This is a genomic window from Phaeovulum sp. (genome assembly GCF_041596715.1).
In the GTDB taxonomy this organism is placed as follows: domain Bacteria; phylum Pseudomonadota; class Alphaproteobacteria; order Rhodobacterales; family Rhodobacteraceae; genus UBA6213.
On record NZ_JBFHIA010000006.1, the window covers coordinates 1 to 26924 of the forward strand.

Here is a 26924-nt window from a genome sequence, read left to right on the forward strand (position 1 = left end):
AACGGACCGAACCTGAACCTGCTGGGCCAGCGCCAGCCTGAAATCTATGGCCGCGAGACACTTGCCGATGTCGAGGTCGAATGTCGCGAACTGGCGAAAGGCTTGGGGTTTGATCTGAAGCTTTTTCAGTCAAACCACGAGGGCGTCATCATCGACACCATTCACGAGGCGCGCAAATCGGCATGTGGCATTGTCATCAACCCCGGTGCCTTCACTCACACATCGGTGGCCATACTCGATGCGCTGAACACCTTTGAAGGGCCGGTGATCGAGGTGCATATTTCCAATGTGCACAAGCGTGAATCGTTTCGGCACCATTCCTACGTCAGCCTGCGCGCAGAGGGCGTGATCGCCGGGCTTGGCACCGAAGGCTACAAGGCCGGTGTTCGCCGCATCGCGCAACTTGCCGCCAAGAAATGACCGCCGCGCGAATCGCAGTCGCAGGGGCCGGCTTGATCGGCAAGCGGCATGTTCAGGCGATGGCACAGGCGGCGGGCGCGCAACTGGCCGCAATCGTTGACCCGATGCCCGCCACTGCCGACTATGCCGCGCAGCTTGGGGTGCCCTATTTCTCGACGCTTGATGCGATGATTTCGGCGGGTGTCGCCGGGGGCGTCATCCTTGCGACGCCTAATCAGTTGCATGTCGAAGGCGGTCTTGCCTGTGTGCGCGCGGGCCTGCCGGTGCTGGTCGAAAAGCCCTTGGCGACCGATGTGACCGAGGCGCGCGCTTTGGTCGAGGCAGCCGAGGCGGCGGGCGTGCCCTTGGCCACTGGCCACCATCGCCGCCACAACCCGCTGATCGCCGCCGCCAAGGCGATGATCGTTGCGGGTGAAATCGGCACGCCGGTTTCGGTGCAGTCGATGTTTTGGCTGATGAAGCCGGATGAGTATTTTGATGTGTCTTGGCGCCGTGAACCGGGTGCCGGGCCGGTGTTCTTAAACCTCATCCACGATATCGATCTGTTGCGGTATCTGGTGGGCGAGGTCACAGCGGTGCAGGCGGCGCAGTCGAATGCTGTGCGTGGCAACGCGGTCGAGGAAACGGCGGTCATAACGCTCGAGTTTACCAATGGCGTGCTTGGCACGGCCAACGTATCCGACACGATCCCGGCGCCTTGGTCGTGGGAACTGACTACCGGCGAAAACCCCGCTTATCCAAAGACATCCGAGGCTTGCTACCTGATCGGTGGCACCCAAGGCGCGTTGGAACTGCCTTCGGGCAAGCTTTGGCATTACACGGGCAAGCGCAGCTGGTGGGAGCCGCTTTCCGCCCGGATTGCCTCGCACCCCTCGGGCGATCCGCTGGTGCTACAGATCGAGCAATTCGCGCGCGTGATCGGCACGGGCGAGGCGCCGCTGGTTTCGGGGCGCGAAGGTCTGCGAACGCTGGCCGTGATCGAAGCTATCAAAATCGCCGCCCGCGAAGGACGCCGGGTCAGGCTGCAAGACTGAACAGGGAGACACGCACGATGGAATTGCCGAAAAATCACTTCAAGGCCGGGTTGGCCGCAGGGCGTCAGCAGATCGGCATCTGGGTAACGATCCCGGGTTCGGGCCACGCCGAATCGATGGCTGGATGCGGCTTTGACTGGATGTTGATCGACACCGAGCACTCGGTCATGGATCTGGCCACGGTGCAGGCCATGCTTCAGGCCGCAGCACCCTATGGCACGCAAGCGCTGGTGCGGCCCGGCTCGCTCGATCTGGTCGAGATCAAGCGGCTGTTGGATATCGGCGCGCAAACGATCCTTGTGCCCTATGTGCAAAGCGCGGCTGAGGCTGCGCTTGCGGTAAAGGCCGTGCGCTACCCGCCGCATGGGGTGCGTGGCGTGGCAGGTATCACCCGCGCCAGCCGCTTTGGCGCAATTCCAGACTATAACGCGCGCGCCAATGCCGAGGTCTGCCTGCTGGTGCAGGTCGAAACCGCCGCGACGCTGCCCGAGATCGAGGCGATCTGTGCGGTCGAGGGGGTGGATGGCGTATTCATCGGCCCGGCCGATCTTGCCGCTTCGATGGGGCACCCCGGCAACCCCGGCCACCCAGAGGTCAAGGCCGCCGTGCTCGACGCCGTGCGCCGTATCCGCAATGCGGGAAAGCCTGCGGGCATCCTGTCGCTCGACCCCGAGTTTCTTACAGAAGCGATCGCGGCGGGCACACTGTTCACCGCTGTGGATGTGGATCAGGCGATCCTTTTGCGGGGCGCGCGCGATCTGGCCAAGAAGTGGAAAGCCTGACGGCAAAACCCCCTGAACCTGCACGATCAGCGCCCTCGCGGGGGCGCTGATGCTGGCGGTTTTCGCCCTGACGCTGCCGATCTATCTTCTGATCGCGCTTGGCTTTTTCGTGACCAAGGTGGGCTATGTGGCGGCCGCAGACATGCGCGCCATCGGCCGCGTGGTGCTGCGTGTCGCAATGCCTGCGTTGATCTTTCTGGCGCTGGCCCGCGCGCCGCTGTCCGAGGCGCTGCGCTGGGATTTCCTCGCAGGCTATGCAGCCGGCTCGCTGGCCTTGTTTCTGGCGGGGCTTGCGCTTGTGCGCGGTGTGCTGCGCAGGGGAATGCCGCAGGCCGCGCTTGAGGCGCTGGGCATGTCATGCTCGAACTCGGCATATCTTGGGATGCCAGTGGCGGCTTTGCTGGTGGGCGATGTAGCGCTGCAAGCCTTCGCGATGGCGATGCTGGTGGAAAATATCCTGATCCTGCCGCTGGCAATAACGCTGGCCGAGACCACGGGCGGCGGCGGGCGGCGCAAGGCGCTGTTGCGCGTTTTGAGCGGGATGGTGCGCAACCCTTTGCTGATGGCCGTACTGGTAGGGCTTGTGGCATCGGTAAGCGGGCTGGTGCTGCCCGCGGTGGCGTTGAATGTGTTGGGCATGTTGGCACCTGTGGCGGCACCGATTGCACTGCTGGTGATTGGCGCGGCGGTGGCAGACCTGCCGCGCGCGGGCATCGGCGGGGCGGCGGTGGCGCGGGTGGTGATTGGCAAGCTGGTTTTGCACCCGGCTGCGGTGCTGGCCGGGCTTATGCTTTTGGGCCCGCCGCCTGATGCGCTGCTCACCTCGGGGGTGCTGATCGCTGCGGTGCCGATGATGTCCACCTACGCGCTTTTCGGGTTGCGTTGGGGAAACGAGGCGCTTGCCGCCACCGCGCTGATCGTGGCCACGGTGGCGTCGTTCTTTACGGTTTCGGCACTTCTGGCGCTTCTTGGCTAAGGCGCGCGTGCACGAACCGCTGTGATAACGCCAGAACCGGTAAAGGAAAATTGGAGCAGACATGACGCCAGAACGAGCGGATGCGATGGACCACCTTGGCGCAACACTGGCCGCCGCCTGGCGTGGGGGCCACACTGTGCCACTGCCGAACCCCGCAGCGCGCCCACAGGACCGCGCCGAGGCTTATGCCGCGCAAGCGCGGATGATCGCGCTGATAGGCGAGCCGGTGGTGGGCTGGAAGGCGGGGGCCACCTCGGCAGGAATGCGCGCGCGCGATGGGCAGGACGGGCTGGTCACTGGCCGCGTTCTTAGCTCAGGGCTTTTTCATGGCACCGACCTCACCTTGCCTGCCGCCACATTCGCGCAAGCGCGCGCCGAGCCGGAGTTTGCCTTTGTGCTCACATCCGATCTGCCTGCCGCGCCGCCGCGCAGCATTTCCGAGATCGTACCCTTGGTGCGCGCCCATATTGCGGTGGAGCTTGTCGCTTCGCGCTACGGCGAAGCGGCACCTTGGGGCGCGGTGGGCGGATTGCTGGGCATAGCTGACAACGGCAGCGGGCTCGCGCTGGTGATCGGGCCGCAAATTGTTGCGCCCGACGCGGTGGATTACCTGCACCACCCGGTCGCGCTTAGCCTGAACGGCGGCACCCCTGCGGCGCAGAGCCCGCCCGATATTCGCGCCGACCCCTACGCGGCGCTGACCGATGTGGTCAACCACCTCGGCGCGCGCGGTATCGGGCTAACGGCGGGCATGGCGATTACCGTGGGCTCGGTCACAGACACGCTGCCTACGCCCGCAGATAGCGTGCTTCGCGCCGACTTCGGCGCTTTGGGCACTATCACGCTGCGCGTTGTCTAGTCTGTCGCGCACCGCTTCGGGCTTCGGCGTGATTGGGCGCGGGTGGTGCCGTCCGAGTTGGACCGATTGTCGCGGATAGGCGAAAGCGGCGCTGGCCCTCTTCTCGGCTGTTGCCCGTGCCGATGCCCCATGCAATTGTCGGGGTAGGCCGTGCGTGCTGCGGCCTCAGGAAATCGGGGTGAAGGACAATGTTCGACCCGAACCCCGCCGGGCGCTCGATAGGCCCCCGGATTTAAAGGAGGGTTTGACGGATGCGATGCTTTACGGTTCTGGGGCCATCCCAATCGGGCAAGACGACGCTGGTCAAGGCGATGAGCCAGCTTGACGGCGCAGCCACGCGTACGGAAACGGCTGGCAACCTTGCCTTGACCCGATTCAGTTTTCTTGACGAGCCATGGTGTGCATTCGATGTTGCTGGCAGCGCCGAATATAGCGGCGTCATGGGCAGCGCGCTTATGGCTTCAGATGCGGTTGTGTTGTGCGTGCCTTCCGACCCGGCGGCGGCGGTGCTGGTGGCACCTTACCTGCGCGTGATCGAGGCTTCTGGCACGCCTTGCCTGATCTTCATCAACAAGATGGACGCGCCGCAGGGCCGCATCGAAGATATCGTGGCAGCCTTGCAGGGCTATTCGCAGCACACGATCGTGCTGCGCCAGATGCCGATCCGCGAAGGCGGTGCCGTCGTCGGTGCGATTGATCTGATTTCCGAGCGCGCGTGGCACTATCAGGAAGGCAAACCCTCATTCCTGATGGAGATTCCCTCGTCGATGCGCGAAGTCGAGCATCAGGCCCACCTTGATTTGATGGAGCACCTTTCCGAGTTTGACGATGGCTTGCTTGAGCAGTTGATTGAAGATCGCGAGCCGCCGACCGCCGAATTGTTCCAGACCGCGGCGAAAGTGCTGCAAGACAACAAAATCATTCCCGCCTACCTCGGTGCGGCAAGCCATGTGAACGGCGTGATGCGGCTGATGAAGGCGCTGCGCCACGAAGCGCCCTCGGTCGATGCCTTGCGCGCGCGGCTTAGCCCGGCGGGCGACGTTTTGGCGGTTGGCTTTCATGCCGAGTTTCAAAAGCACCTCGGCAAGGCGGTCTATCTGCGCGCGCTGACCGATGGCGTAAAGTCGGGCACCAACCTTGCGGGCGGCAACCTTGGCAACCTCAACGAGTTTGGCGAAGTTGGCTCCAACGCGCTGGCTGCGGGCAGCGTAGGGGTGGCGGTCAAGGCCGACCAGTTGAACGCGGGGCGGCTTTTCAACGCGGCGTCGTCGCAAGACGGGCCAGATTGGGTCAAAAGCCGCCGCCCAACACTGGCGCGGCTGTTGCTGCCCACCAACGAACGCGACGAGGTGCGCCTTTCAACTGCGCTGGCGCGTTTGCAGGAAACCGATCTGGGCCTTGAGGTCGGGCAGGACGAAGACAGCGGCCACACCATATTGCGCGCCCAAGGCCCACTGCATCTGCGCCGCATCCTTGCCAGCATCTCGGATGATTTCGACGTGAAGGTGACCGAGCAGGTGACGCCGACTTCCTACCGCGAAACCATTTCGCAGCAGGCCGAAGAACACTACCGCCACCGCAAGCAATCGGGCGGGTCGGGCCAATTTGCCGATGTGGTGCTGATCGTGCGGCCGCAAGAACGCGGCGCGGGTTTCGCCTTTGACGAGGTGGTGAAGGGTGGCGCTGTGCCGCGCAACTTCATCTCGGCGGTCGAGGCGGGCGCGCAGGATGCGACGGTTGCAGGGCCGCTCGGTTTTCCGGTGATCGACGTTGCGGTTACGCTGACCGATGGCAAAAGCCACGCGGTTGACAGTTCTGACCACGCCTTCCGCACCGCCGCCAAGATGGGCACACGCGAGGCGCTGCAAAAGGCCTCGCCCGTGCTGCTGCAACCGATCGAACGGGTCGATATTCACGCGCCTTCGGTGTTTTCAGGCTCGATCGTTTCGCTGATCTCGACGCTGAAGGGGCAGGTTCTTGGCTTTGAACCGAACCCGGAGGCGCGCGGCTGGGATGTGACGCGGATCTTGCTGCCGTCGTCCTCGCGCGATGATCTGATCCGCGGTCTTGGTACCGCGACCCAAGGCACCGGGTGGTTTGAAAGCAAGTTCGATCACTATCAGGAACTGCACGGCAAGGAAGCCGAGACGATCTGCCGCGAACATGCCAAGGAACACGCCTGAAGCACTTGGCACTTGCCGCGCCGGTATAACGCGCCCGTCCCGAAAGGGGCGGGCGTTTTTTACCCGGATCGTCGCGTCGCGGACGAAGGCCCCGGTCTGCGTCAATCAGGCCCGTGGTCGCAGCGATTTCGGGTCATATAGCGGCGCAAGGCTTGCGCGCGCGGCAAATCGCTGCCCGGCCACCTCTATCTCGTAGCGCGACGCCAGCATTTCCGCCGCGCTTTCGCCGGGAGCGGTGCAGGGCACATAGCCAAGCCCCACCGAACCGCCAAGCGTGTGTCCATAGGCCCCCGATGCCAGCACCCCGACGATCCGCCCGTCGCGCAGGATCGGTTCGTTGTGGTAAAGCATCGGCGCGGGATCGGTGAGAAGGAACTGCACCAGCCGCCGCGTCAACCCTGCCTCGCGCTTGCGCAACACGGCCTCGCGGCCGATGAAGTCGCCCTTGCCAAGGTCCACCGCAAAGCCAAGACCTGCTTCCAGCACATGGTCTTCATCGCTGATGTCGTGGCCAAAGCTGCGAAAGGCTTTTTCCATCCGGCAAGAGTTCATCGCGTGCAACCCGCAAAGCCGCATCCCCTCGGCTGCCCCAGCCTCAACCAGCGTCTCGTAAACATGTGCGGCCTGATCGGATGAAACGTAAAGCTCCCAGCCCAACTCGCCCACGTAGCTGATGCGATGCGCCCGCGCGAGGCCCATCCCGACCTCGATTTCGCGCGCGCTGCCAAAGCCATGCGCGGCGTTGGACAGATCGGCGGGCGAGCAGGCCGAAAGCACCGCGCGCGCGCGTGGGCCCATCAGGCACAGCACCGCTTCGGCGGCGGTCACATCGGTGATGGTTACGATGTCGCCATGCGCGTGGCGGCGCAGCCATGCAAGGTCGCGTTGCAGCGTGGCGGCGGGCACCACCAGCAAAAACGCGGTCTCGCCCAGCCGCGTCACGGTCAAATCGCATTCGATACCGCCGCGCGTGTTCAGCATCTGGCAATAGACGATGCGCCCCACATCCACGTCAATCTGCCCCGCGGTGACGCGCTGCAAAAGGTCATACGCACCCGGACCCTCGACCCGGATCTTGCCAAAGCTCGACATGTCGATCAGCCCCACGCCCTCGCGCAGCGCGCGGTGCTCGGCGGCGGAGTTGGCAAACCAGTTCTGCCGCGCCCAAGTGTAGCGGTATTCGCGCGGCTGGCCCGGATCGGCAAACCAGTTGGCCCGTTCCCACCCGGCGGTTTCGCCAAACACCGCACCGGCGGCTTTGAGCTGCTCGTGCACAGGCGATCGGCGGATGCCGCGTGCCGTGGCGGGCTGGCGATAGGGGAAATGGTCAGCATAAAGCAGGCCCAGCGTTTCGGTGACCCGCGCGCGCAGATACTGGCGGTTTTTCTGAAACGGCTGCGCGCGGCGGACATCGACATCCCAAAGGTCGAATGGTGGCTCGCCCCCGTCCATCCACTGCGCCAGCGCCATGCCCGCGCCACCCGCCGAGACGATGCCGATCGAGTTATACCCCGCCGCTACCCAATAGCCGCCAAGTTCGGGTGCTTCGCCCAGATAGTAGCGATCATCGGGGGTAAAGCTTTCCGGGCCATTGAAAAACGTGTGTATCCCTGCCTCGGCGAGCATCGGCATTCGGTTGACGGCGGCAGCAAGTATCGGCTCGAAATGATCGAAATCTTCGGGCAACTGGTCAAAGCAGAAGCTTTCGGGAATGCCCCCCATGCCCCAAGGTTTGGCGACCGGCTCGAACGCGCCAAGCAAGATCTTGCCCGCGTCTTCCTTGTAATAGGCACATTCGTCGGGCACGCGCAGCACCGGCAACTGGCCAAGGCCGGGAATGGATTCGGTGACGATGTAGAAATGTTCGCACGCATGCAGTGGCAGTGCCACGCCCGAGGCGGCGGCCAGATCGCGCCCCCACATGCCCGCGCAGTTCACCACCATGTCGGCTGCGATATGCCCGCGCGCCTCGCCCTGCACCCAGTCCACACCCGTCACCCGACCGCCTGCCTTGGTGACGGCCACCACCTTCACCCCTTCAGCAATCACCGCCCCGGCCGCGCGCGCGCCCTTGGCCAGTGCCAGCGCAATGTTGCCGGGGTCGGCCTGACCATCGGCGGGCAGGTGCACGCCCATCGTCACACCTTCGGTATTCAGATGCGGGTACATCGCCTTGATGTCCGCGACCGAAAGCTCGCCCACCTCAACGCCAAAGGCGCGCGCCAGCCCTGCTTGGCGCAGCAACTCTTCGCGCCGCTCGCCCGTCAGCGCGACCGAGATCGAACCACAGGCACGAAAGCCGGTAGCAAGCCCGGTTTCCGCGCCAAGCCGGGCGTAAAGGTCTGCGGAATATTTGGCGAGCCGGGTCATGTTAAGGCTGGCACGCAACTGCCCCACCAGCCCCGCAGCGTGCCATGTTGTGCCCGAGGTCAACTGCTTGCGTTCCAGCAGCACGATGTCGCGCCAGCCAAGCTGCGCAAGGTGGTAGGCGACCGAGCAACCCGAAACACCGCCGCCGATGATGACAACGCGGGCCGAAGAAGGAAGAGACGTCATGGCGCGCTCCGCATGTTTTGGGGGGATGCTGCCAGAGTGCGGCTGCGGGCGCAAAATGCAACGCGATTCGATGCCGCAGTAACGATTAGTTAACCAAGTCGGCTCAAGATTGCCGTATGCGCCTGCATCTTTTCGCCCTGTTCCTCGTCGCCGCCTGCGCCTCGCCCGCGCCAGAGTTTTTTGGTGCCGAACGGCACCAGATCACGCTGGAAGGCATCGATTTTGTCGTGTTGCAAAAGGCCGACAAGGCCGAGGTCATCCGCATGGGATATCTTGCGCGGGCCGCGCGCGCGCCGGTGCCTGCGCTGATGATAAGCGCGGTCGAGAAAACGACCGGATGCGCCGTTGTGCCGGGCAGTGTGGTCACCGGCCTGCCGGGCGATACGGGCGAAGCGCGGATGCGCTTGCGTTGCCCGCCGGTATGACGCAGATCAAGGTCGCGGCAACGGAAACCTGTTTCTCTGCCGCTTGAAACGCGCGCATTACGGGAGAAATAGATGTTCCGCCTTGCTTCCATAATCTATGCGCTGGCCGGCCCTACGCTGGCCGGCATCTTCGTGGTTGTGACCCTTGTTCTTGGCCACGTCGATCTGAACTCGATCCTCATGGCAGCAGGCGCGGGCGCGCTGCTTGGCCTGCCTACAGCGTGGATCATCGCAAAGAAAATCTTGTCGGCCTGATCGCGCGACGGAAATATTCGGTGCCCGTTGCAGCCAGTGCGCAACGCAAACCGCAACATACGCGAGGAAATCATGCATAAAACGTCAACTGGCTATTCGAGCTCGCAGATTTGGCTGCATTGGCTCGTCGCGCTGCTTCTGATCCCGCAATTTCTGTTGAATGATGCGATGAGCCATGCTTGGCGCGCGATCCAGCGCGGTAACGAGGTTACGCCGAGCATTTTCATTCAGCTGCATGTCATTACCGGCGTGACGATTTTTGCGCTGGTTCTGTGGCGGCTGGTATTGCGCCTGACCCGCGGTGCGCCGCTGCCCCCCGAACCACAAGCGCCCGTGCTGAAACTGGTCGGCGCCTTGACCCACGGGGTGCTTTACCTGTTGCTGCTGCTTCTGGTGGTCAGCGGTGGCATGGCATGGTTTGGCGGGGTTTCGGTCAGCGCCAACGCGCATGAGGTGATGACAACGCTGCTTCTGGTGCTTTTCGCCCTGCACGTTGTGGGCGCGCTCTATCACCAGTTTGTTCTGAAAGATAACCTTCTGGCCCGTATGAAGCGGCCCGGCTAGTCCAGAAACCGCTGGACGATTTCTTCGAACGCGCGCGGGGCATCGGCATGTAGCCAGTGCCCCGCGCCTTCTATTTCGGCAAACGTGGCGGCAGGAAACTGCGCCAGAATCGCTGAATGATGTTCCGGGCGGATATAGTCGGACAACGCGCCCTTGATGAATAGCGTCGGCCCATCGAACTGCCCCGGCGTGCCGGGCCAGCCGGTGATACGCTCCATTTCCGCGTCGAGCGCTTCGAGGTTCAGCTTCCAGCGTGCGGGGGTCGCTTTCAGGTCAAGCGATTGCAGCAAGAAGGCGCGCACCCCGGCATCGGGCACCTGAAGCGCCAATTGCCGGTCGGCCTCTGACCGAAGGGACAGCCCTTCAATGTCAATCGCACGCATCGCTGCGATCAGGTGGCGCTGACTGTGGCCATAGGCGACGGGTGCGATATCGGCCACCACCAGCCGCCGCACCCGGCCGGGTTTGCTGAGCGCGAGTTGCATTGCGGCCTTGCCGCCCATCGAATGGCCCAACAGATCTGCCGATGTGCCATGCGCTGCGATCAGCGTTGAAAGATCGGCTGCAAGCTCTGCGTAGCCATGCGCTGCATCCCAGCGGCTATCGCCGTGGTTGCGCATGTCGGGCACGATCACCAGACGGTCCTGCGACAGCCTGCGCGCGATCACACCCCAATTGCGCGCCGAGCCAAAGAGGCCATGCACGATGACTAGCGGCGGGGTGGCGCTGGGCGCGCCGTGGGTGATGAAGTTCAACATAGGCCAAGCCTAGCGCGGCGTTGCGGCCTCTACCAGTGTCGTTGCGTCGGCTCTTGCCAAGGATTAGGGTTTGGGTGACCGGAGGAGCCATGAACCCGCAAACCCTGCACCAGATGTCGGCGCGCGTGGCGCAGCTGATGGAAGAACGGCTGAAAGCGCGCGGCACCGGGTTGCGCGCCAAGCTGGCGCATCGCGGCCGTTCGCTGCCGCGCAAGCTGCGTGCCGAAGCGGACCTGTTGTGTGACGCCGAGGCCAAATCGCTAAACCCCAAACTCTCGCGGCAGATCGATATCGAGCGGGTGTCGGCGGCGTATGATGCGCTGGTGCGCTACCTCAAGCCGCTTGGTGCGGGCGAAAGGCGCACGACGCTTGCCGTCAATATGCTGGCGACCGTGGTTTTCGTGGTGGTCGTCACTGCCGGGGCGGTTATGGGGATCATGTTCTGGCGCGGCTATTTCTGAAGGGCCGAGCGGCTGATCGCGGCGCGTGATACCAGCGAAACCGTGACGAAGCTGACATAAAGCAGCAGATACCACGAACCGAGCTTGGCGAACGAGACCAGATGCTCGGGCCGCTGGCCTGAATACAGCCAAGTGCCGGTGGCGGTGCCGATATTCTCGGCCAACCACAGAAACAGGCTAGCCAGCAACGCCGCCAGCGGCATCGGCATCCAGTAGCGCTGCCCGACGGTAAACCACACGCGGGTACGCCCAAACAGCAGCAGCGTTGCCGCAAACAGCGCCAGCCGTATGTCGGGCAGAAAGTGGTGTGCGAAGAAATTGGCATAAATCGCCAGTGCCAGTGCGACGCTTAGCCAATAGGGAGGGTAGGGGGCAAAGCGCATGTCGAAAATGCGGATCACGCGCGCGATGTAGGAACCGACCGAGGCATACATGAAGCCTGAAAACAGCGGCACGCCGAATAGCTTGAACACCCCCGGTTCGGGGTAGCCCCACGACCCTGCGTCGACCTTGAACCATTCCATCACGGTTCCGGTGATGTGAAACAGCAAGATCACCCGCGCCTCGGCCCATGTTTCCAGCCGCAGCCACAAAAACGCCACCTGCGTGATAAGCGCAAAGGCAAAAAGCGCATCATACCGCGCCACGGGCCAATCGGGCTGCCAGATCGCCTTGCTGGCGATGATCGCGCCCAGCATCAGCCCGCCAAACAGGCACGCCCAACCCTGCTTGAGGCCAAAGAGCACAAACTCTGCCAGCCCGTGCGGCAGGCGCGCGCGCACCGCGTCGCCAAGCCACCGCTCGATCCGAACGGTGGTCGCTGCGGGGCGCGCGTGCGGTGTCACAGCGTCGGGTAAACCGGGAAGCGGGCGCAAAGTTCTTCTACCTTGGCGCGCACGGCAGCTTCGACATCGCCGTTATCGTCTTCACCGTTTGCGGCAAGGCCATCGACAACTTCGACGATCCAGCGCCCGATCTGGCGGAACTCTTCTTCCCCAAACCCGCGGGTGGTGCCTGCCGGGGTGCCCAGCCGTACGCCCGAGGTAACGGTGGGTTTTTCAGGGTCGAACGGAATCCCGTTCTTGTTGCAGGTGATATGCGCGCGCCCAAGCGCATTTTCGGTGGCGTTGCCCTTGACCTCTTTGGGGCGCAGATCGACCAGCATCAGATGCGTGTCGGTGCCCCCGGTGACAATGGCTAGCCCGCCCTTCATCAACTCGTCGGCAAGAGCCTGCGCGTTTTTCACCACTTGCGCTGCGTAGGCTGCGAACTCTGGGCGCAGCGCTTCACCAAAGGCCACGGCTTTGGCGGCGATCACATGCATCAACGGCCCACCTTGGATGCCGGGGAAGATGGCCGAGTTGATCTTTTTGGCGATCGCTTCGTCATTGGTCAAAATCATGCCGCCACGCGGGCCGCGCAGGGTTTTGTGCGTGGTGGTGGTAGCAACATCGGCATAGGGGAACGGCGAGGGGTGTGCGCCACCCGCTACCAGCCCCGCGAAATGCGCCATATCGACCATCAAAAGCGCGCCAACCTCGTCGGCAATGGCGCGGAAGGCGGCAAAGTCGATCTGCCGCGGTATGGCCGAGCCGCCCGCGATGATCATCTTCGGCTTATGCTCGCGTGCCAGTCGCGCCACTTCGTCGTAATCGATGCGGTTGTCCTGCGCGCGCACGCCATACTGGATGGCATTGAACCATTTGCCCGACTGGTTCGGCGCCGCCCCATGCGTCAGATGCCCGCCCGAGGCGAGGTTCATGCCAAGAATTGTATCGCCGGGTTTCAGCAGCGCGTTGAACACGCCCTGGTTGGCCTGACTGCCGGAATTGGGCTGCACGTTTGCGTAAGCGCAGGAAAAAAGCTGCTTGGCCCGGTCGATGGCAAGGTTTTCTGCCACATCCACAAACTGGCAACCGCCGTAGTAGCGCTTACCGGGGTAGCCTTCGGCGTATTTGTTGGTCATCACCGAACCCTGCGCCTCAAGCACGGCGCGGCTGACGATGTTTTCCGAAGCGATCAATTCGATCTCGTCGCGCTGACGGCCAAGCTCTGAACGGATCGCGGCGGCGATGTCTGGGTCGCGGCTTTCGAGCGTTTCGGTGAAATACCCGGCATCGCGCTGGTATGAGGTCATGTCTGAAGCTCCCGGCAGGTCAGAGTGGCAATGTATAGGTCGAGGCAGGTGCGGCATTTTGCGCATTCCTACGGGTTCTGCGCACCCTTTAACGCATAGGCAATGCTGTCGAAAGCGCGCAAAACGCCGATTGCGCGGTTTCGCGCGATAAATCCTGCCACTTTGGGCCGCTTTTGGCGCTGCTGTTTCCGATAGGCGCGGCCTTGACCGCTGTGAACCGGCCCATCGTGCGCGGATCCTCGTGCTCAAGGATGTGGTGCTGAAGCATTGGGGCCGCTCGGCCTCGGCACAGGGTTCGACGCGCAGCAGCACGGCGTCTTTCAAGCCCGCGGCACTTGGGGCAGGGGCGCATCGCGTGTTTCGCGGCGATATGTCTCGGGTTCACAAAGCCCTTGTGCTGGCATCTGGCTGCGCCGAAACTAGGCCGTAGCTGCAAAGAGAGAACCCGCCCCATGGCGCTTCCGAATTCGCCGAAGATATGTTTTCGCGCCAGTGACTCGGAAGCCGCGCAAGCGGCATCGCGGGTGCTGAAAGCGCGCTATGCGCATGTGCCGCTTGCAGAGGCCGATGTCGTCGTGGCGCTTGGCGGCGATGGGCTGATGCTTGATACGCTGCATCAGCGCACCGGCCTGCCCGTTTACGGCATGAACTGCGGCACGATCGGCTTCTTGATGAATGACTATGCCGAGGATGGTCTGCCAGAGCGTGTAGCGGCGGCCGAAGAGGCGGTGATCAACCCGCTGGCAATGCGCGCGGGCACCGCTGACGGCGATGTGCACGAGGCCTTGGCAATCAACGACGTTTCTGTGCTGCGCGCCGGGCCGCAGGCGGCCAAGCTGCGCATTTCGGTGAACGGCAAGGAACGCATGGCCGAACTGGTCTGCGATGGCGCGATTGTCTGCACGCCGGCAGGTTCGACCGCCTACAACTATTCGGCGCATGGCCCGATCTTGCCGATCGGGGCCGATGTGCTGGCGCTGACCGCGGTGGCGGCGTTTCGGCCTCGGCGGTGGCGCGGCGCAATCTTGCCCAAAAACGCGACCGTGCGCTTTGACGTGCTAGAACCCGAAAAGCGCCCGGTGATGGCCGATGCCGATGGCCGCTCGGTGCGCCCGGTGCTTTGGGTCGAGATCCGCTCGGAACCGACAATCTCGCACCGTATCCTGTTCGAGAACGGTCACGGTTTGGCCGAACGGTTGATGCGCGAGCAATTCGTATAGCGGTTGGGGGCGGCGCGACGCCGCCCCGCCTTTTCATTTCGCCGGAAGCCCCAGCGTTTTCAGTGCCGCGGCAATCTCGTCTAGAATAACCGGGTCGTCGATGGTGGCGGGCATGTTGAACGGCTCGCCATCAGCGATCTTTCCCATTGTCGCGCGCAAGATTTTGCCCGAGCGGGTTTTCGGCAGACGATCGACCACGCAGGCCATCTTGAATGCCGCGACCGGGCCGATTTCTTCGCGCACCAGTTGCACGCAGTCTTTTACCACGTCGGCTGGCTTGCGGCTGCTACCTTTGTTCAGGCAAAGAAAGCCTATCGGCTGCTGCCCTTTGAGCGCATCTGCCACGCCGATCACCGCGCATTCGGCGACGTCTGGGTGGCCTGCCAATATCTCTTCCATTGCGCCGGTTGAAAGGCGATGGCCCGCCACGTTGATCACGTCATCGGTGCGCGCCATGATGTAGAGGTAGCCATCTGCGTCGATATAGCCCGCGTCGCCGGTTTCGTAGTAACCGGGGAAGTGCTCAAGGTAGCTTTTGCGAAACCGCGCTTCTGCATTCCAAAGCCCGGGCAGGGTGCCGGGGGGCAAAGGCAACTTGACCACGATCGCGCCCAGTGTGCCGGGGGGCACCGGGTGGCCGCCCTCGTCAAGCACATGCACATCGTAGCCCGGCATCGGCACCGAGGGAGACCCGATCTTGGTGGGCAACTCTTCGATGCCCAAGGGGTTCGCGGCAATTGCCCAGCCAGTTTCGGTCTGCCACCAGTGATCGACCACCGGCACCCGCAGATGCCGCTGCGCCCATTTCACGGTGTCTGGGTCGGCGCGCTCGCCGGCCAGATACAGTGCATCGAACTTGCGCAGGTTGAAATCGTCGATCAGCTTGCCCTCGGGGTCCTCGCGCTTGATCGCGCGCAAGGCGGTCGGCGCGGTGAATAGGGCCTTTACCTGCTGGTTCTGCAACACCCGCCAGAAGGCGCTGGCATCGGGCGTGCCAACGGGCTTGCCTTCATAGACAATGGTCGTGGCCCCGGCGATCAGCGGCGCGTAGCATATGTAGCTGTGGCCAACCACCCAGCCCACGTCGGAGGCGGCCCAGAACACGTCGCCCTTGTCGATGTTGTAGATGGCCTTCATCGACCAGTTGAGCGCCACCAGATGCCCGGCTGTGTCGCGGATCACGCCTTTGGGCTGGCCCGTGGTGCCCGAGGTGTAAAGAATATAGGCTGGATGATTGCCCTGAACCGGCACACATTCGGCAGGCTCGACACCGTATTGAAAGGTATGCCAAGCGACATCGCGCCCTTCGATCAGCTTGGCAACCTCTTGCTCGCGCTGAAAGATCACGCAGAAATCAGGCTTGTGCTTGGCCGCCTCGATAGCCTTGTCAAGCAGCGGCTTGTAGTGCACCACGCGCCCCGGCTCCAACCCGCAAGATGCCGCGATGACTGCCTTGGGTTTTGAGTCGTCGATCCGCACCGCAAGCTCGTGTGCGGCAAAACCACCAAACACCACAGAGTGGATCGCGCCCAGTCGCGCACAGGCCAGCATCGCCTCAAGAGCCTCGGGCACCATGGGCATGTAGATGATGACCCGGTCGCCCTTTTCCACGCCCTTCGCGCGCAAGGCCCCGGCAAGGCTGGCGACGCGCTTTTGCAGTTCGGCATAGGTGATGCCTTTACGCGAGTGGGTAATCGGGCTGACGTGGATGATGGCAAGCTGGTCGCCGCGCCCAGCCTCGACATGGCGGTCAACGGCGTTCCAGCAGGTGTTCACTTCGGCATCGCGGAACCATTCGTAGAGCGGTGCGCTATCGGCAAAAAGCGCCTTGCTGGGCGGTTTCACCCAATCAATGTCTTCGGCCGCGCGCATCCAGAAGGTTTCGGGATCATTCTTCCAGCTGTCGTATACATCCCTGTATGCCATAGTATGCCTCCTCCGCATCTTTATGCTTGTTAGGCTCCGCACAAGATTCTCGCAAGAATGTTGCTGCGTTGGGCGGTCTATGCGCCGCATATATTTGCAGAAAACGGCAAAAAGCCGTCGCAAAGTTTTGCAAATTGTCTTGGACTGCACGGAATTGCAGGCCGATCGGTCAGATTTGCAAACTAGGCCGGCCGGCAAAGGCCGGGCAGCGCGGGCGGAGTCGCGCGCGGGTCAGCCGTAATGCTTGACCGGCGTGCCTGCGACCGCTGACATGTTCAAAAGCCCGCGCGCTGTGATCGAAGGCGTTACCACATGCGCGCGGTTGCCCATGCCCATCAAGATCGGCCCAACCTCTAGCCCGCCCGCCTTTGCCTTGAGGATGTTGCGCACGCCCGAGGCCGCGTCGGTATTGGCGAATACCAACACATTGGCCGCGCCTTCAAAGCGCCCGTTGGGAAAGATTCTATCGCGCAGCGATTGGTCGAGTGCGGCATCGACATGCATTTCGCCCTCATAGGCAAAATCGCGCTCTTGCGCATCAAGCAGTTCAAGCGCCGCGCGCATCCGATGCCCAGAGTCCGTATTCAGGTTTCCAAACTGCGAATGGCTGCACAGCGCGATCTTTGGCACAAGGCCAAAGCGGCGCGCGTGCCGTGCCGCGCCAATCACGCAGGCGGTAATCTCTTGGGGGGTAGGCTCGGGGTAGACATGCGTGTCGGCAATGAACAGCGGCCCGTCTTCTAGGATCATCAGGCTCAGCGCGCCAATCGGTTGCAGCCCATCGCGCGCAAGAATCTGGCGGACGTATTTCAGATGCCAGAGGTATTGCCCGAAAGTTCCGCAGATCAGGCTGTCAGCTTCGCCGCGATGCACCATTACCGCTGCAATGGCGGTGGTATTGGTGCGCATGATCGCGCGCGCGGTATCGGGGGTGACGCCACGGCGCGCCATCAGCTCGTGATAGGTGCCCCAATAGTCGCGGTAGCGCGGATCGTCTTCGGGGTTCACGATGTCGAAATCCACGCCGGGCCTGATGGGCAGCCCCGCGCGTTCGCAGCGCCGCGCGATCACCTCGGGGCGGCCGATCAGAATTGGCTTGTCGGTGGTTTCTTCGATCATCGCATTGGCGGCGCGCAGCACGCGCTCATCCTCGCCTTCGGCAAAGACGATGCGGCGGGTAACGGTGGCTGCCGCTTCGAACACCGGGCGCATCAGCAGCGCCGACTTGAATACCGATCCGTCGAGCCGCACCTTGTAGGCCGCAAGGTCGGCGATCGGGCGGCTGGCCACGCCGGTTTCCATCGCAGCACGCGCAACCGCCCGCGCGACAGTGCCGATCAGCCGCGGATCAAAGGGCTTCGGAATCAGATAATCCGGCCCGAAGGTCATTTTCTCGCCGCGATAGGCCGCGGCTGCCTCGGCGCTGGTGGTGGCGCGCGCCAGTGCCGCGATGCCCTCGATACAGGCCAATTGCATTTCATCGTTGATCGTCGTTGCGCCAACATCCAGCGCCGCCCGAAAAATGAACGGAAAGCACAGCACGTTGTTGACCTGATTGGGGTAATCCGATCGGCCGGTGGCGATGATCGCATCGGGTGCAACCTCGCGCACCGCCTCGGGCAAGATCTCGGGCGTGGGATTGGCCAGCGCAAAGATGATCGGGCGCGCCGCCATTCGGGCAACCAGTTCCGGGGTCAGCACGCCGGGGCCGGAAAGCCCCAGAAAAAGATCAGCGCCGTCGATCACATCGCTCAGCGTGCGTTTGTCGGTGGCCTGGGCATAGGCGGCCTTTTGCGGGTTCATGTCGATCTCGCGGCCCGCGTAGACCAACCCATGAATATCGCAAAGCCAGATATTCTCGCGCTTCACACCCAGCTTTATCAGCATGTTGAGGCAGGCAATGCCCGCAGCCCCCCCGCCGGTCGAGACGATCTTGATCTTGTCGAACGCGCGCCCGGTGACGTGCAGCGCATTGCTGACAGCCGCACCAACAACGATGGCAGTGCCGTGCTGGTCGTCGTGAAATACCGGAATGTTCATCCGCTCGCGGCAGATTTTTTCGACGATGAAGCAATCGGGGGCTTTGATGTCTTCAAGGTTGATCGCGCCGAAAGTCGGCTCCAGCGCGCAGACGATCTCGGCAAGTTTCACGGGGTCAGATTCGTTCAACTCGATATCGAAGGCGTCGATATTGGCGAATTTCTTGAACAGAACTGCCTTGCCTTCCATCACCGGCTTGGCGGCAAGCGGGCCGATGTTGCCAAGGCCCAGAACGGCGGTGCCATTGGTCACAACGCCAACAAGATTGGCGCGCGAGGTATAGCGGGCCGCCGTGGCAGGGTCTGCCTTGATTTCAAGACTGGCCTCGGCCACGCCGGGCGAATAGGCGCGAGAGAGGTCGCGCCCGTTGGCCAAGGGCTTGGTTGCGCGAACCTCAAGCTTTCCGGGTTTGGGAAACTCGTGGTAGTCCAGCGCGGCGGCGCGTGTGTTCTCGTTTCTGGTCTCGTTCATTTTTGCCCCCCGAAACTGGTTTAGCCTTAAACTGTTTCTGCCCCGCGGGGAATAGCCTGTCTGCACCGCCGCCGCCCGCTTGCATCGCGCGCGAGGCCGGCGCAGACTTCACCAACCATAATCGGAGGCTCAGATGACGCTGTTGGATGCCGCAACCGAAGTGCGCAAAAACGCTTACGCCCCCTATTCCCGCTTCAAGGTGGGTGCGGCGCTGCGCGGCAAATCGGGCGCGGTCTATCAAGGTTGCAATGTAGAAAACGTGGCCTATCCCGAAGGGGTTTGCGCCGAGGCGGGCGCCATATCGGCGATGGTGGCGGCGGGCGAGACAGAGTTTGTCGAGCTTTGCGTTATTGCCGATAGCCCCACGCCGGTGCCCCCATGTGGCGGCTGCCGCCAGAAATTGGCCGAGTTTGGCCGCCCCGAGGTGCCGGTGACGCTGGCCACCACCGACGGGAAGAAATTGCAGACGACCGTGGGCGATTTGCTGCCCGGGCGGTTCGACGCGGGCCACATGGACCGCGCTTGATGGACGCGCGCAGCATCATTGCCGCGGTGCGCGATGGGCAGGGCCTGCCCGAAGACGCCGCACTCTGGTTTGCCAAGGGCCTTGCCTCGGATACCGTCAGCGATGCGCAGGCGGGGGCCTTTGCGATGGCCGTGTATCTTAAAGGTATCGGCGCTGAAGGCCGCGTGGCGCTGACGCGCGCAATGCGCGATTCGGGGCGCGTGCTGAAATGGTCGCTGCCCGGCCCGGTGCTCGACAAACATTCCACCGGCGGCATTGGCGATTCGGTTTCGTTGCTGCTGGCCCCGGCGCTTGCGGCTTGCGGGGCCTATGTGCCGATGATCTCGGGGCGCGGGCTGGGCCATACCGGCGGCACGCTCGACAAACTCGAGTCGATCCCCGGCTATCGCACCGATCCGGGGCTTGAGGGGCTGCGCAAGGTGGTGCGCGAGGTGGGATGCGCCATTGTCGGTGCCAGTGGCGATATCGCGCCCGCCGACCGCCGCCTCTACGGTATCCGCGATATTTCGGGCACCGTGGAAAGCATCGATCTGATTACCGCCTCCATTCTTTCCAAGAAGCTCGCGGCAGGGCTGGAGGTGCTGGTGCTTGATGTGAAGGCAGGCTCTGGCGCCTTCATGAAAACCCTCGATGATGCGCGCGCTCTGGCGCGCTCGCTTGTCGATACGGCCAATGGCGCGGGCTGCAAGACCGTTGCGCTGATTACCGACATGAGCCAACCCCTCGGCCAATCTGCCGGTAACGCGTTGGAAGTGCTCGAATGTATGGAAACGCTGACTGGCAGCGCGGTGAATGAGGAGTTGTGGCAGGTTACCGCCGCACTCGGCGGTGAGGCGCTGGCGCTGGCGGGGCTGGCGGGCGATGCCGCCGAAGGTGCCGGAATGATCGACGAGGCGCTTGGTTCGGGACGCGCGGCTGAAACCTTTGGCCGAATGGTCTCGGCACTCGGCGGGCCCTCCGATTTCATCGAGCGTTACCCCGACAGGTTGCCCGCCGCCGCCGTGACCCTTGCGGTTCCGGCCGCGCGTAGCGGTTTCGTTTCGGCAATCGACGGGATGGCGCTTGGGCAGGCGGTGGTGCGGCTGGGGGGCGGGCGCTTGGTTGGAACCGACCGGGTCAATCCAGCGGTTGGCCTTTCGCGCTTGTCGCGGGTTGGCGAAGAGCTGGATCGGGGCGAAGCCATAGCCTTCGTCCATGCCGCCAATGATGCTACCGCCAAGGCAGCGGCTGCCGCAGTTGCCGCGGCCTATACGATCGGGTCAGAATCGCCGCGCGAGCCTGATCTGGTGATCGAGAGGGTGGCGCAATGAGCAGGGCCTTTCTGATCGTACTCGATAGCTGCGGCATTGGCGGCGCGCTTGACGCCGCCGAGTTTTTCAACGCGGGTGTGCCCGATACCGGGGCCAATACGCTTGGCCATATCGCCGCGGCTTGTGCGGCGGGGCAGGCAGAGCAGGGGCGCAGTGGCCCGTTGCGGATGCCGGTGCTTGATCGTCTAGGGCTGGGGGCGGCGCTGCGGCTGGCCTCTGATGCGCCTTCGCCGGGGCTAAATGCAGTGCCAGAAGGGCTTTGGGGGGCTGCAAACGAAACATCGCGCGGCAAGGATACGCCCTCGGGGCATTGGGAGCTTGCTGGTGTTCCGGTGCCGTGGGACTGGACCTATTTCCCCAAGAAAACCCCCGCCTTTCCCGACGAGATCACCAAAGACGTCATGCGGCTGGCGGGCACGGACGGGATCTTGGGCAACTGCCACGCGGCGGGGCTAGAGATCATGGATAGGCTCGGCGCAGAACATCTGCGCACGGGTTGGCCGATTTGCTACACCTCGGCGGATTCGGTCTTTCAGATCGCCGCGCATGAAGAGGCTTTCGGGCTAGAGCGGCTTTTGCAGCTTTGCCGCGATCTTGCTCCGCGTCTGCACGCAATGCGGATTGGCCGCGTGATCGCGCGGCCCTTCATCGGCGCGCCGGGTGCGTTCCGCCGCACTGCCAACCGGCATGACTACGCAATTGCGCCGCCCGCGCCGACCCTGCTCGATTGGGCCAAACGCGCGGGCCACACCACCCATTCGATTGGCAAGATCAACGATATATTTTCCGGTCGGGGCATAGACAAAGTCCACAAGGGGGCAGACGACGCTGCACTTTTCGAACATCTTTTGCGCCTGGCGGACGAGGCGGAGCCCGGTTCCTTTACCTTTGCCAACTTTGTCGAGTTTGACAGCCAGTATGGCCACCCGCGCGACGTATCAGGTTATGCGCGTGCGCTAGAGTGGTTCGACACCGCCACGGGCCGCCTTCTGGCAACGCTTCGCCCCGGCGATCTGGCGATTTTCACCGCCGACCACGGCAATGATCCGACATGGATCGGCACTGACCACACGCGCGAGCGGGTTCCGGTCTTAGGTTGGGGCGTGGGCGCGCGGGCGATTGGGCAGGTGGCGTTTGTCGATGTCGCGGCCTCGATTGCAACACATCTTGGCCTGCCGGAAACCGGGCCCGGAAGGAGCTTTCTGTGACCGCAAACCTTCCCAAGGTAGAGCTTCACCTACACCTAGAGGGTGCCGCCCCCGCTGCTTTCATCCGCCAGCTTGCGTATGAAAAGCATATGGATGTCAGCGGCATATTCGATGACAGGGGCAATTATCGCTATCGCGATTTCTGGGATTTTCTAAGCGTCTACGAAACCGCCACAGCCACGTTGCAGCGCCCCGAAGACTATGCCCGCCTGACCCGCGCGGTGCTCGAGGAAAGCGCGGCGAGCGGGGTGGTTTATTGCGAAACCTTTATCAGCCCCGATTTCTGTGGCGGGCGCGATGTGATGGCGTGGCGCGAATACCTTGCGGCGATCTTCGATGCGGCGGCGGCGGCCGAGCGTGATCTTGGCATCACTTTGCGCGGCATCGTCACGCCGATCCGCCACTTCGGCCCTGAAAAAGCGCGCGAAACGGCGCTATGCGCGGCCGAAACCGCTGGCGATTTCATCGTGGGCTTTGGCCTCGCGGGCGATGAAAAGATGTGGCAACCGATTGATTTTCGATGGTCTTTCGACTGTGCGCGCGAGGCTGGGTTGCAACTGACCTGCCACGCGGGCGAATGGGGCGGGCCTGAAAGCGTGCGCGCGGCGTGGCGCGACCTTGGCGTGGCGCGCATCGGCCACGGCGTGCGGGCCATCGAAGACCCCGCGCTCGTCGATGCGCTTGCCGATGCGGGGGTGGTGCTAGAGTGTTGCCCCGGCTCGAATATCGCACTCGGGCTTTACCCCGATTGGCCCTCGCATCCGATTGCGGCGCTGCGCGCGCGCGGTGTGCAGGTGACCGTTTCTACCGACGATCCGCCGTTTTTCCACACCACCATGACGCGCGAATATGAACGCCTCGCGCAAGACCTCGGCTGGAACGTGGCGACATTGCGGGATATCACTCGCACCGCCGCCCAAGCCGCATTCTGCGGCCCCGCCATACGCGACAAGATATTGAAAAAACTGGAGCAAGCCGATGTCTGAGCAACTGACCGTGGTCAACCACCCGCTGGTGCAACACAAGCTGACCCTGATGCGCGAGAAAGACACCTCGACTGCGGGGTTTCGCACGCTGCTGCGCGAGATCAGTCTGCTTCTGGCCTATGAGGTGACGCGCGGGCTCGATCTGACCACCAAACATATCGAAACGCCGATCTGCGGCATGGACGCGCCCATTCTCGATGGCAAGAAACTGGCGCTGATTTCGATCTTGCGCGCGGGCAACGGGCTTCTGGACGGGATTCTGGAACTGATCCCGGCAGCGCGGGTTGGGTTTATCGGGCTTTACCGCGACCCAGAGACGCTGAAACCCGTGCAATATTACTACAAGGTCCCCGCCGAGCTAGAGGACCGGATCGTGATCGTCGTCGATCCAATGCTTGCAACCGGTAACTCTTCAGTTGCGGCGATTGATCTGCTGAAGAAATCCGGGGCGCGCAATATCCGCTTCCTGTGCCTTCTGGCAGCACCCGAGGGGATCAAGCGGATGCAAGAAGCGCATCCCGATGTGCCGATTGTCACAGCAGCGGTGGATAGCCATCTCAATGACCACGGATATATTGTGCCTGGTCTAGGGGATGCGGGCGACCGCATGTTCGGCACCAAATAAGGTGATTATGCTTTACTTGAAGACAATCCTCCCGCATTTTCGCTATAGGTTATCCGGGGGCGGACATGCGGTATTCGACAGGGTTATCGGCGGCGGTTTTGGGTTTGGCGCAGGTCGTATCGGGGTCGGCCTTGGCGCTAGAGGTCAACAGCCCGGCGGATGTGCCGCCATCCGGCTATTCGGGGCGCCAGTTTGTTGACAGCGAGGGCTGCGTATTCGTGCGCGCCGGGGTTGGCACGGCGGTCAACTGGGTCGCGCGGGTAGATCGCAACGGCGTGCACCTATGCGGCTACCAGCCGACCTTTGGGGCCTCTGCCACGGCGGTTGCTCCGGCTCCGGCTCCGGCGCAAAGCGCGCCCGCTGCCTCGGCACCCATGCCGACGATCGCCTTGACCAGCGCACCGCCACCCGTGGGGCTGACGCCGCGCCCGGTTGTCGCCGTGGCACCGGTTGCCTCGGCCGCGCCCGCCACGCCAAGGCCCGCCGCCGAGGCGGTTCCCGGGGCCTATGTCTCGCCCTATGCCGTGCCGATGGCGGGGGCCGGTGCTGCGCCACTGCCCACCATCGTCGAGGCCACCACGGTTACAAACGCGCAGTCCGTTTGCCCCAACCTTTCGCCCGTGGCGCAGCGCTACATGCTTTCCGATGGCCGCCATGTGGTGCGCTGCGGCCCGCAGACCTCCGATCCGGTCGGCTATATCAACGGTGCCGGTGTGCCGGGTCTGCAAGTGGCGGGGTCCACTTCGCAGTTCGCCGCGGTGCCAGTGGCCCGCACCGGCTCTGCGCCGCAGGTGGCGATGATACCGCCGATCCCCGCAGGCTATGCGCCCGCTTGGGATGATGACCGCTTGAACCCCTACCGCGGCGTGTCGAGTGCCAGCGGCCCGGCGCAGATGGCGCGGCTTTGGACCGATACGGTTCCGGCGCGGATGGTGCCGGTTGCGGTTGATAATAGCTACTCCGCCCCACTGCTTCAGGTTGCGTATTCGGGCAAGTCGTCTGCTACCGATGCGCCTTTGCCTGCCGCATCAGCGCGGCTGGTGCAGGTCGGAACCTATCTGCAACCCGCCAATGCCGAGGCGGCGCGCGGTGTGCTTCGCGCGCTTGGTCTGGCGGTGCAGAACGCGCATGTGGTGCAGGGTGGGCGCAACTATCAGGTGGTCTACGCAGGCCCCTTCGCCAGCGCCGATGCGCTTGCGGCTGCACTTGCCGCGGCGCGAAGCGCAGGCTTCAGCGACGCCTTCGCGCGCTAGCTGCCGCGGGGCGGCCTTAGCGCATACAAGCGCCCTGCAAGCGCACCCAGTCGCTATCGCTCATCAACGGCTCGACAGCACTCGGTGCGGCGAGCGCATAGGGTTCATTGTCCGCAAGGCTTTGCAGCCAAGGCTCGGGGTCAACGCCTTCGCCGATCAGCCGCGCGGTTACGGCGGGTTTGTCAGCGGGCTTGACGGTGGCCAGCAATGCCTGCCCATATCCCTTCATCGCATCTTGCGGAAGCTCGCCCGTGGTCAGCAACGCAAAGGCGCTGCGCAGCCCCGCCCAATCCAGCGCCTCGGTCAGCGGATCGGTTGTCTCGGCGGCCAATGTTACGGCCAGCAGGTTGCCCGCCGCCACCTCGGGCCCGTCGTAGCCCTGTACCGTGGCCATGCCAAGCACCAGAACTTTTCCGGGCAGGGCCAGCGCCCCGTTCAGCGCGGTCGGCAGCAGCACGATCGATTTGCCCGGCACCAACCGTGCGGCCAGCGCCTCGATCACCGGTTCGGCTGCATCGTTCATGCAGGGTGCCCCGGTCAGCGTTGTCAGCTCGGCCAGCACAATCGCGCCGATGTCGTCGCGCTGTGCGGGTGGTGCCACGCGCGCGACATGGGAAACCAACGCATCCGGCAGCCAAAATAGCCCCAGCGCCGCTGCAACCGCGGTCATCCCAAGCATCACCCATAGCCGCAACCGCCCCGGACGCGGCAGCCTGCTTGCCAGTGCAAAGCGCACCTTTTCAACAGCGGAAATCATCGTCTCGTCGTCTATTTCCAATTCCTCGTCGGCATCCGGCCCCGGTGCGTAAAGCGCGGGGGTCGAGCCGGGGTTTAGCCGCACCAGCGCAGGCAACGACCAATGCGCCAGCGCCCTTGCGCTGCGGCCATCCGAAATGACCAGCGTGGCATCGCCAAAGGCCACGATCACCTCGCGCCGCTGCGCCTCGGGGCTTTCGCGCCAGATGCCTGTACTTTCGAGCCGCTGATATTCGCTGAGCGCTGTCATGGCCTGCCGCCTCTTTTCTTTTGTTACAGGATAGACGAAGCCGGGGGACGGTCAATGGCAGCGGCGGCTGCCTGCGTGCCGCAAGGCGGCTGTGCAGGGATTTGCGCCGTTTTCGGCGCGGATGTCGTTTTCGGGCGGGCGGCGCGGTGGCGGGCCGCCAAGATCGTGGCGGCAGGATAGGGGCGAGGCATGGTTGAAGCGGGTGTGATGACGGTGCCAAACCGCACGGCGGCTGCGGCGATGATGATTGGCACCTTTGCCGTTATCATCGGTTACATCGACAACTACGTGCGCGTGATTGCGGGCGAGATCGGGCTTTGGGAGTTTCATCTGCTCCGCAGCCTGATGATCGTGCCGATGCTTGCGGTTCTGGTGCCGCTGCTGCGGTTGCGGCTTTGGCCGGTAGCACCGCTGGCCGTTCTGGCGCGCAGCCTTGTGCATGCGACCGGCATGTTGCTTTATTTTGGCGCGCTGGCGTTTCTGCCGGTGGCGCAAGTGGCGGCGGGTCTGTTTTCGGCACCCTTCTTTGTGCTCTTGATCCAGCGTGTCGTTTATGGCCAGCCGATTTCGCAAGTGTCGCTGGCGGCGGTGGCGCTGGGTTTTGGCGGCATATTGCTGGTCTTGGGGCCGGGTGCTGCGGGTGAGATCGGGCTTGCCTCGTTGTTGCCGGTGGCGGGGGGCGCGTTTTACGCGATGGGAAATATCGCAACCCGTGCCTGGTGCCCGCGCGAAAGCGTGGCAACCCTGACTGCGGGATACATGGCCATATTGGGGCTGATGGGGCTGATCGGCATGGTCGTGTTGGCGGTTCTGGCCCCCGAAGCGGCGGCGGGGGCCGACGGGTTTCTTACGCGCGGTGCTGCGTGGCCCTCGGCCGAGGTCTGGTTCTGGGTCGTGGTGCAAGCGGCAGGCTCGTTGATCGGCGTGGGGCTTTTGGTGCGCG

25 protein-coding genes are annotated in these 26924 nt (G+C 63.5%); 18 read left to right on the forward strand and 7 right to left on the reverse strand.

The window, feature by feature from the left end; genetic code table 11:
- The 6 genes from aroQ to ABY403_RS00980 all read left to right on the forward strand — a co-directional run.
- On the forward strand, positions 1–420 hold a 420-nt coding region (aroQ, locus tag ABY403_RS00955; RefSeq protein WP_372837676.1), incomplete at its 5' end, for a type II 3-dehydroquinate dehydratase.
- Entirely contained in the window at positions 417–1454 is a 1038-nt protein-coding gene (locus ABY403_RS00960; RefSeq protein WP_372837678.1) for a Gfo/Idh/MocA family protein, read from the forward strand. The genes aroQ and ABY403_RS00960, both read left to right, overlap by 4 nt.
- Positions 1455–1471: 17 nt before the next feature.
- Positions 1472–2236: an HpcH/HpaI aldolase/citrate lyase family protein gene (locus tag ABY403_RS00965; RefSeq protein WP_372837680.1), complete on the forward strand. Its 765-nt coding sequence runs from the start codon at positions 1472–1474 to the stop codon at positions 2234–2236.
- Between the two features lie 49 nt (positions 2237–2285).
- Positions 2286–3212, forward strand: coding sequence for an AEC family transporter (locus ABY403_RS00970; protein WP_372837682.1), 927 nt, complete (start codon positions 2286–2288; stop codon positions 3210–3212).
- Between the two features lie 61 nt (positions 3213–3273).
- Entirely contained in the window at positions 3274–4071 is a 798-nt protein-coding gene (locus tag ABY403_RS00975; protein WP_372837684.1) for a 2-keto-4-pentenoate hydratase, read from the forward strand.
- 251 nt (positions 4072–4322) lie between these two features.
- Positions 4323–6254: an elongation factor G gene (locus tag ABY403_RS00980; protein ID WP_372837686.1), complete on the forward strand. Its 1932-nt coding sequence runs from the start codon at positions 4323–4325 to the stop codon at positions 6252–6254.
- A gap of 105 nt (positions 6255–6359) precedes the next feature.
- Here ABY403_RS00980 and ABY403_RS00985 read toward each other — a convergent pair whose 3' ends face one another.
- On the reverse strand, positions 6360–8810 hold the full coding sequence (locus ABY403_RS00985) for an FAD-dependent oxidoreductase (protein ID WP_372837688.1): 2451 nt from the start codon (positions 8808–8810) through the stop codon (positions 6360–6362).
- Positions 8811–8926: 116 nt separating this feature from the next.
- Here ABY403_RS00985 and ABY403_RS00990 point away from each other — a divergent pair, with 116 nt between their 5' ends.
- The 3 genes from ABY403_RS00990 to ABY403_RS01000 all read left to right on the forward strand — a co-directional run bounded on the left by ABY403_RS00990 (position 8927) and on the right by ABY403_RS01000 (position 10054).
- The gene (locus tag ABY403_RS00990) at positions 8927–9235 is read left to right on the forward strand and encodes a hypothetical protein (RefSeq protein WP_372837690.1); all 309 of its coding nucleotides are present in this window, start codon (positions 8927–8929) and stop codon (positions 9233–9235) included.
- A gap of 72 nt (positions 9236–9307) precedes the next feature.
- Positions 9308–9490: a hypothetical protein gene (locus ABY403_RS00995; protein WP_372837692.1), complete on the forward strand. Its 183-nt coding sequence runs from the start codon at positions 9308–9310 to the stop codon at positions 9488–9490.
- 72 nt (positions 9491–9562) lie between these two features.
- Positions 9563–10054, forward strand: coding sequence for a cytochrome b (locus tag ABY403_RS01000; protein WP_372837693.1), 492 nt, complete (start codon positions 9563–9565; stop codon positions 10052–10054).
- Here ABY403_RS01000 and ABY403_RS01005 read toward each other — a convergent pair.
- Entirely contained in the window at positions 10051–10812 is a 762-nt protein-coding gene (locus ABY403_RS01005) for an alpha/beta fold hydrolase (protein WP_372837695.1), read from the reverse strand. The two genes, ABY403_RS01000 and ABY403_RS01005, sit on opposite strands and share 4 nt — an antisense overlap.
- A gap of 89 nt (positions 10813–10901) precedes the next feature.
- On the opposite strand from ABY403_RS01005, the gene ABY403_RS01010 reads away from it, so the two are divergent.
- Positions 10902–11273: a hypothetical protein gene (locus ABY403_RS01010; RefSeq protein ID WP_372837697.1), complete on the forward strand. Its 372-nt coding sequence runs from the start codon at positions 10902–10904 to the stop codon at positions 11271–11273.
- Here the strand turns inward: ABY403_RS01010 and ABY403_RS01015 are convergent.
- Positions 11264–12118 (reverse strand): DUF817 domain-containing protein, encoded by an 855-nt coding sequence (locus ABY403_RS01015; RefSeq protein WP_372837699.1) that lies wholly within the window; start codon positions 12116–12118, stop codon positions 11264–11266. The genes ABY403_RS01010 and ABY403_RS01015 overlap by 10 nt on opposite strands.
- Complete coding sequence (glyA, locus tag ABY403_RS01020) at positions 12115–13410, reverse strand: serine hydroxymethyltransferase (protein ID WP_372837701.1); 1296 nt, start codon at positions 13408–13410, stop codon at positions 12115–12117. Before glyA ends, ABY403_RS01015 begins: the two co-directional genes overlap by 4 nt.
- A gap of 452 nt (positions 13411–13862) precedes the next feature.
- On the opposite strand from glyA, the gene ABY403_RS01025 reads away from it, so the two are divergent.
- Positions 13863–14630 carry an NAD kinase gene (locus tag ABY403_RS01025; protein WP_372837703.1) on the forward strand — a complete coding sequence of 256 codons (768 nt, stop codon included), beginning with the start codon at positions 13863–13865 and terminating at the stop codon, positions 14628–14630.
- 33 nt (positions 14631–14663) lie between these two features.
- Here the strand turns inward: ABY403_RS01025 and ABY403_RS01030 are convergent, their stop codons facing one another.
- Both ABY403_RS01030 and ABY403_RS01035 read right to left on the reverse strand, forming a co-directional pair.
- Positions 14664–16556, reverse strand: a complete 1893-nt coding sequence (locus ABY403_RS01030) for a propionyl-CoA synthetase (RefSeq protein WP_372837705.1) — start codon at positions 16554–16556, stop codon at positions 14664–14666.
- 231 nt (positions 16557–16787) lie between these two features.
- Positions 16788–19067, reverse strand: coding sequence for an NADP-dependent malic enzyme (locus ABY403_RS01035; protein WP_372837707.1), 2280 nt, complete (start codon positions 19065–19067; stop codon positions 16788–16790).
- Positions 19068–19200: 133 nt separating this feature from the next.
- On the opposite strand from ABY403_RS01035, the gene ABY403_RS01040 reads away from it, so the two are divergent.
- The 6 genes from ABY403_RS01040 (at position 19201) to ABY403_RS01065 (ending at position 24975) form a co-directional block, all read left to right on the forward strand.
- A complete protein-coding gene (locus ABY403_RS01040; protein WP_372837709.1) occupies positions 19201–19593 on the forward strand; it encodes a cytidine deaminase in 393 nt (130 codons plus the stop codon).
- Positions 19593–20903, forward strand: coding sequence for a thymidine phosphorylase (locus ABY403_RS01045; RefSeq protein ID WP_372837711.1), 1311 nt, complete (start codon positions 19593–19595; stop codon positions 20901–20903). Before ABY403_RS01040 ends, ABY403_RS01045 begins: the two co-directional genes overlap by 1 nt.
- Positions 20900–22111 (forward strand): phosphopentomutase, encoded by a 1212-nt coding sequence (locus ABY403_RS01050; RefSeq protein WP_372837713.1) that lies wholly within the window; start codon positions 20900–20902, stop codon positions 22109–22111. The genes ABY403_RS01045 and ABY403_RS01050 overlap by 4 nt, the downstream gene beginning before the upstream one ends.
- Complete coding sequence (locus ABY403_RS01055; RefSeq protein ID WP_372837715.1) at positions 22108–23097, forward strand: adenosine deaminase; 990 nt, start codon at positions 22108–22110, stop codon at positions 23095–23097. Before ABY403_RS01050 ends, ABY403_RS01055 begins: the two co-directional genes overlap by 4 nt.
- Positions 23090–23722 carry a uracil phosphoribosyltransferase gene (gene upp / locus ABY403_RS01060; protein WP_372837717.1) on the forward strand — a complete coding sequence of 211 codons (633 nt, stop codon included), beginning with the start codon at positions 23090–23092 and terminating at the stop codon, positions 23720–23722. The genes ABY403_RS01055 and upp overlap by 8 nt, the downstream gene beginning before the upstream one ends.
- A gap of 65 nt (positions 23723–23787) precedes the next feature.
- Complete coding sequence (locus ABY403_RS01065; protein ID WP_372837719.1) at positions 23788–24975, forward strand: SPOR domain-containing protein; 1188 nt, start codon at positions 23788–23790, stop codon at positions 24973–24975.
- Between the two features lie 16 nt (positions 24976–24991).
- Here ABY403_RS01065 and ABY403_RS01070 read toward each other — a convergent pair whose 3' ends face one another.
- A complete protein-coding gene (locus ABY403_RS01070; RefSeq protein ID WP_372837721.1) occupies positions 24992–25981 on the reverse strand; it encodes a hypothetical protein in 990 nt (329 codons plus the stop codon).
- Between the two features lie 189 nt (positions 25982–26170).
- Here ABY403_RS01070 and ABY403_RS01075 point away from each other — a divergent pair.
- A partial coding sequence (locus tag ABY403_RS01075; RefSeq protein ID WP_372837723.1) for an EamA/RhaT family transporter occupies positions 26171–26924 on the forward strand: 754 nt, incomplete at its 3' end.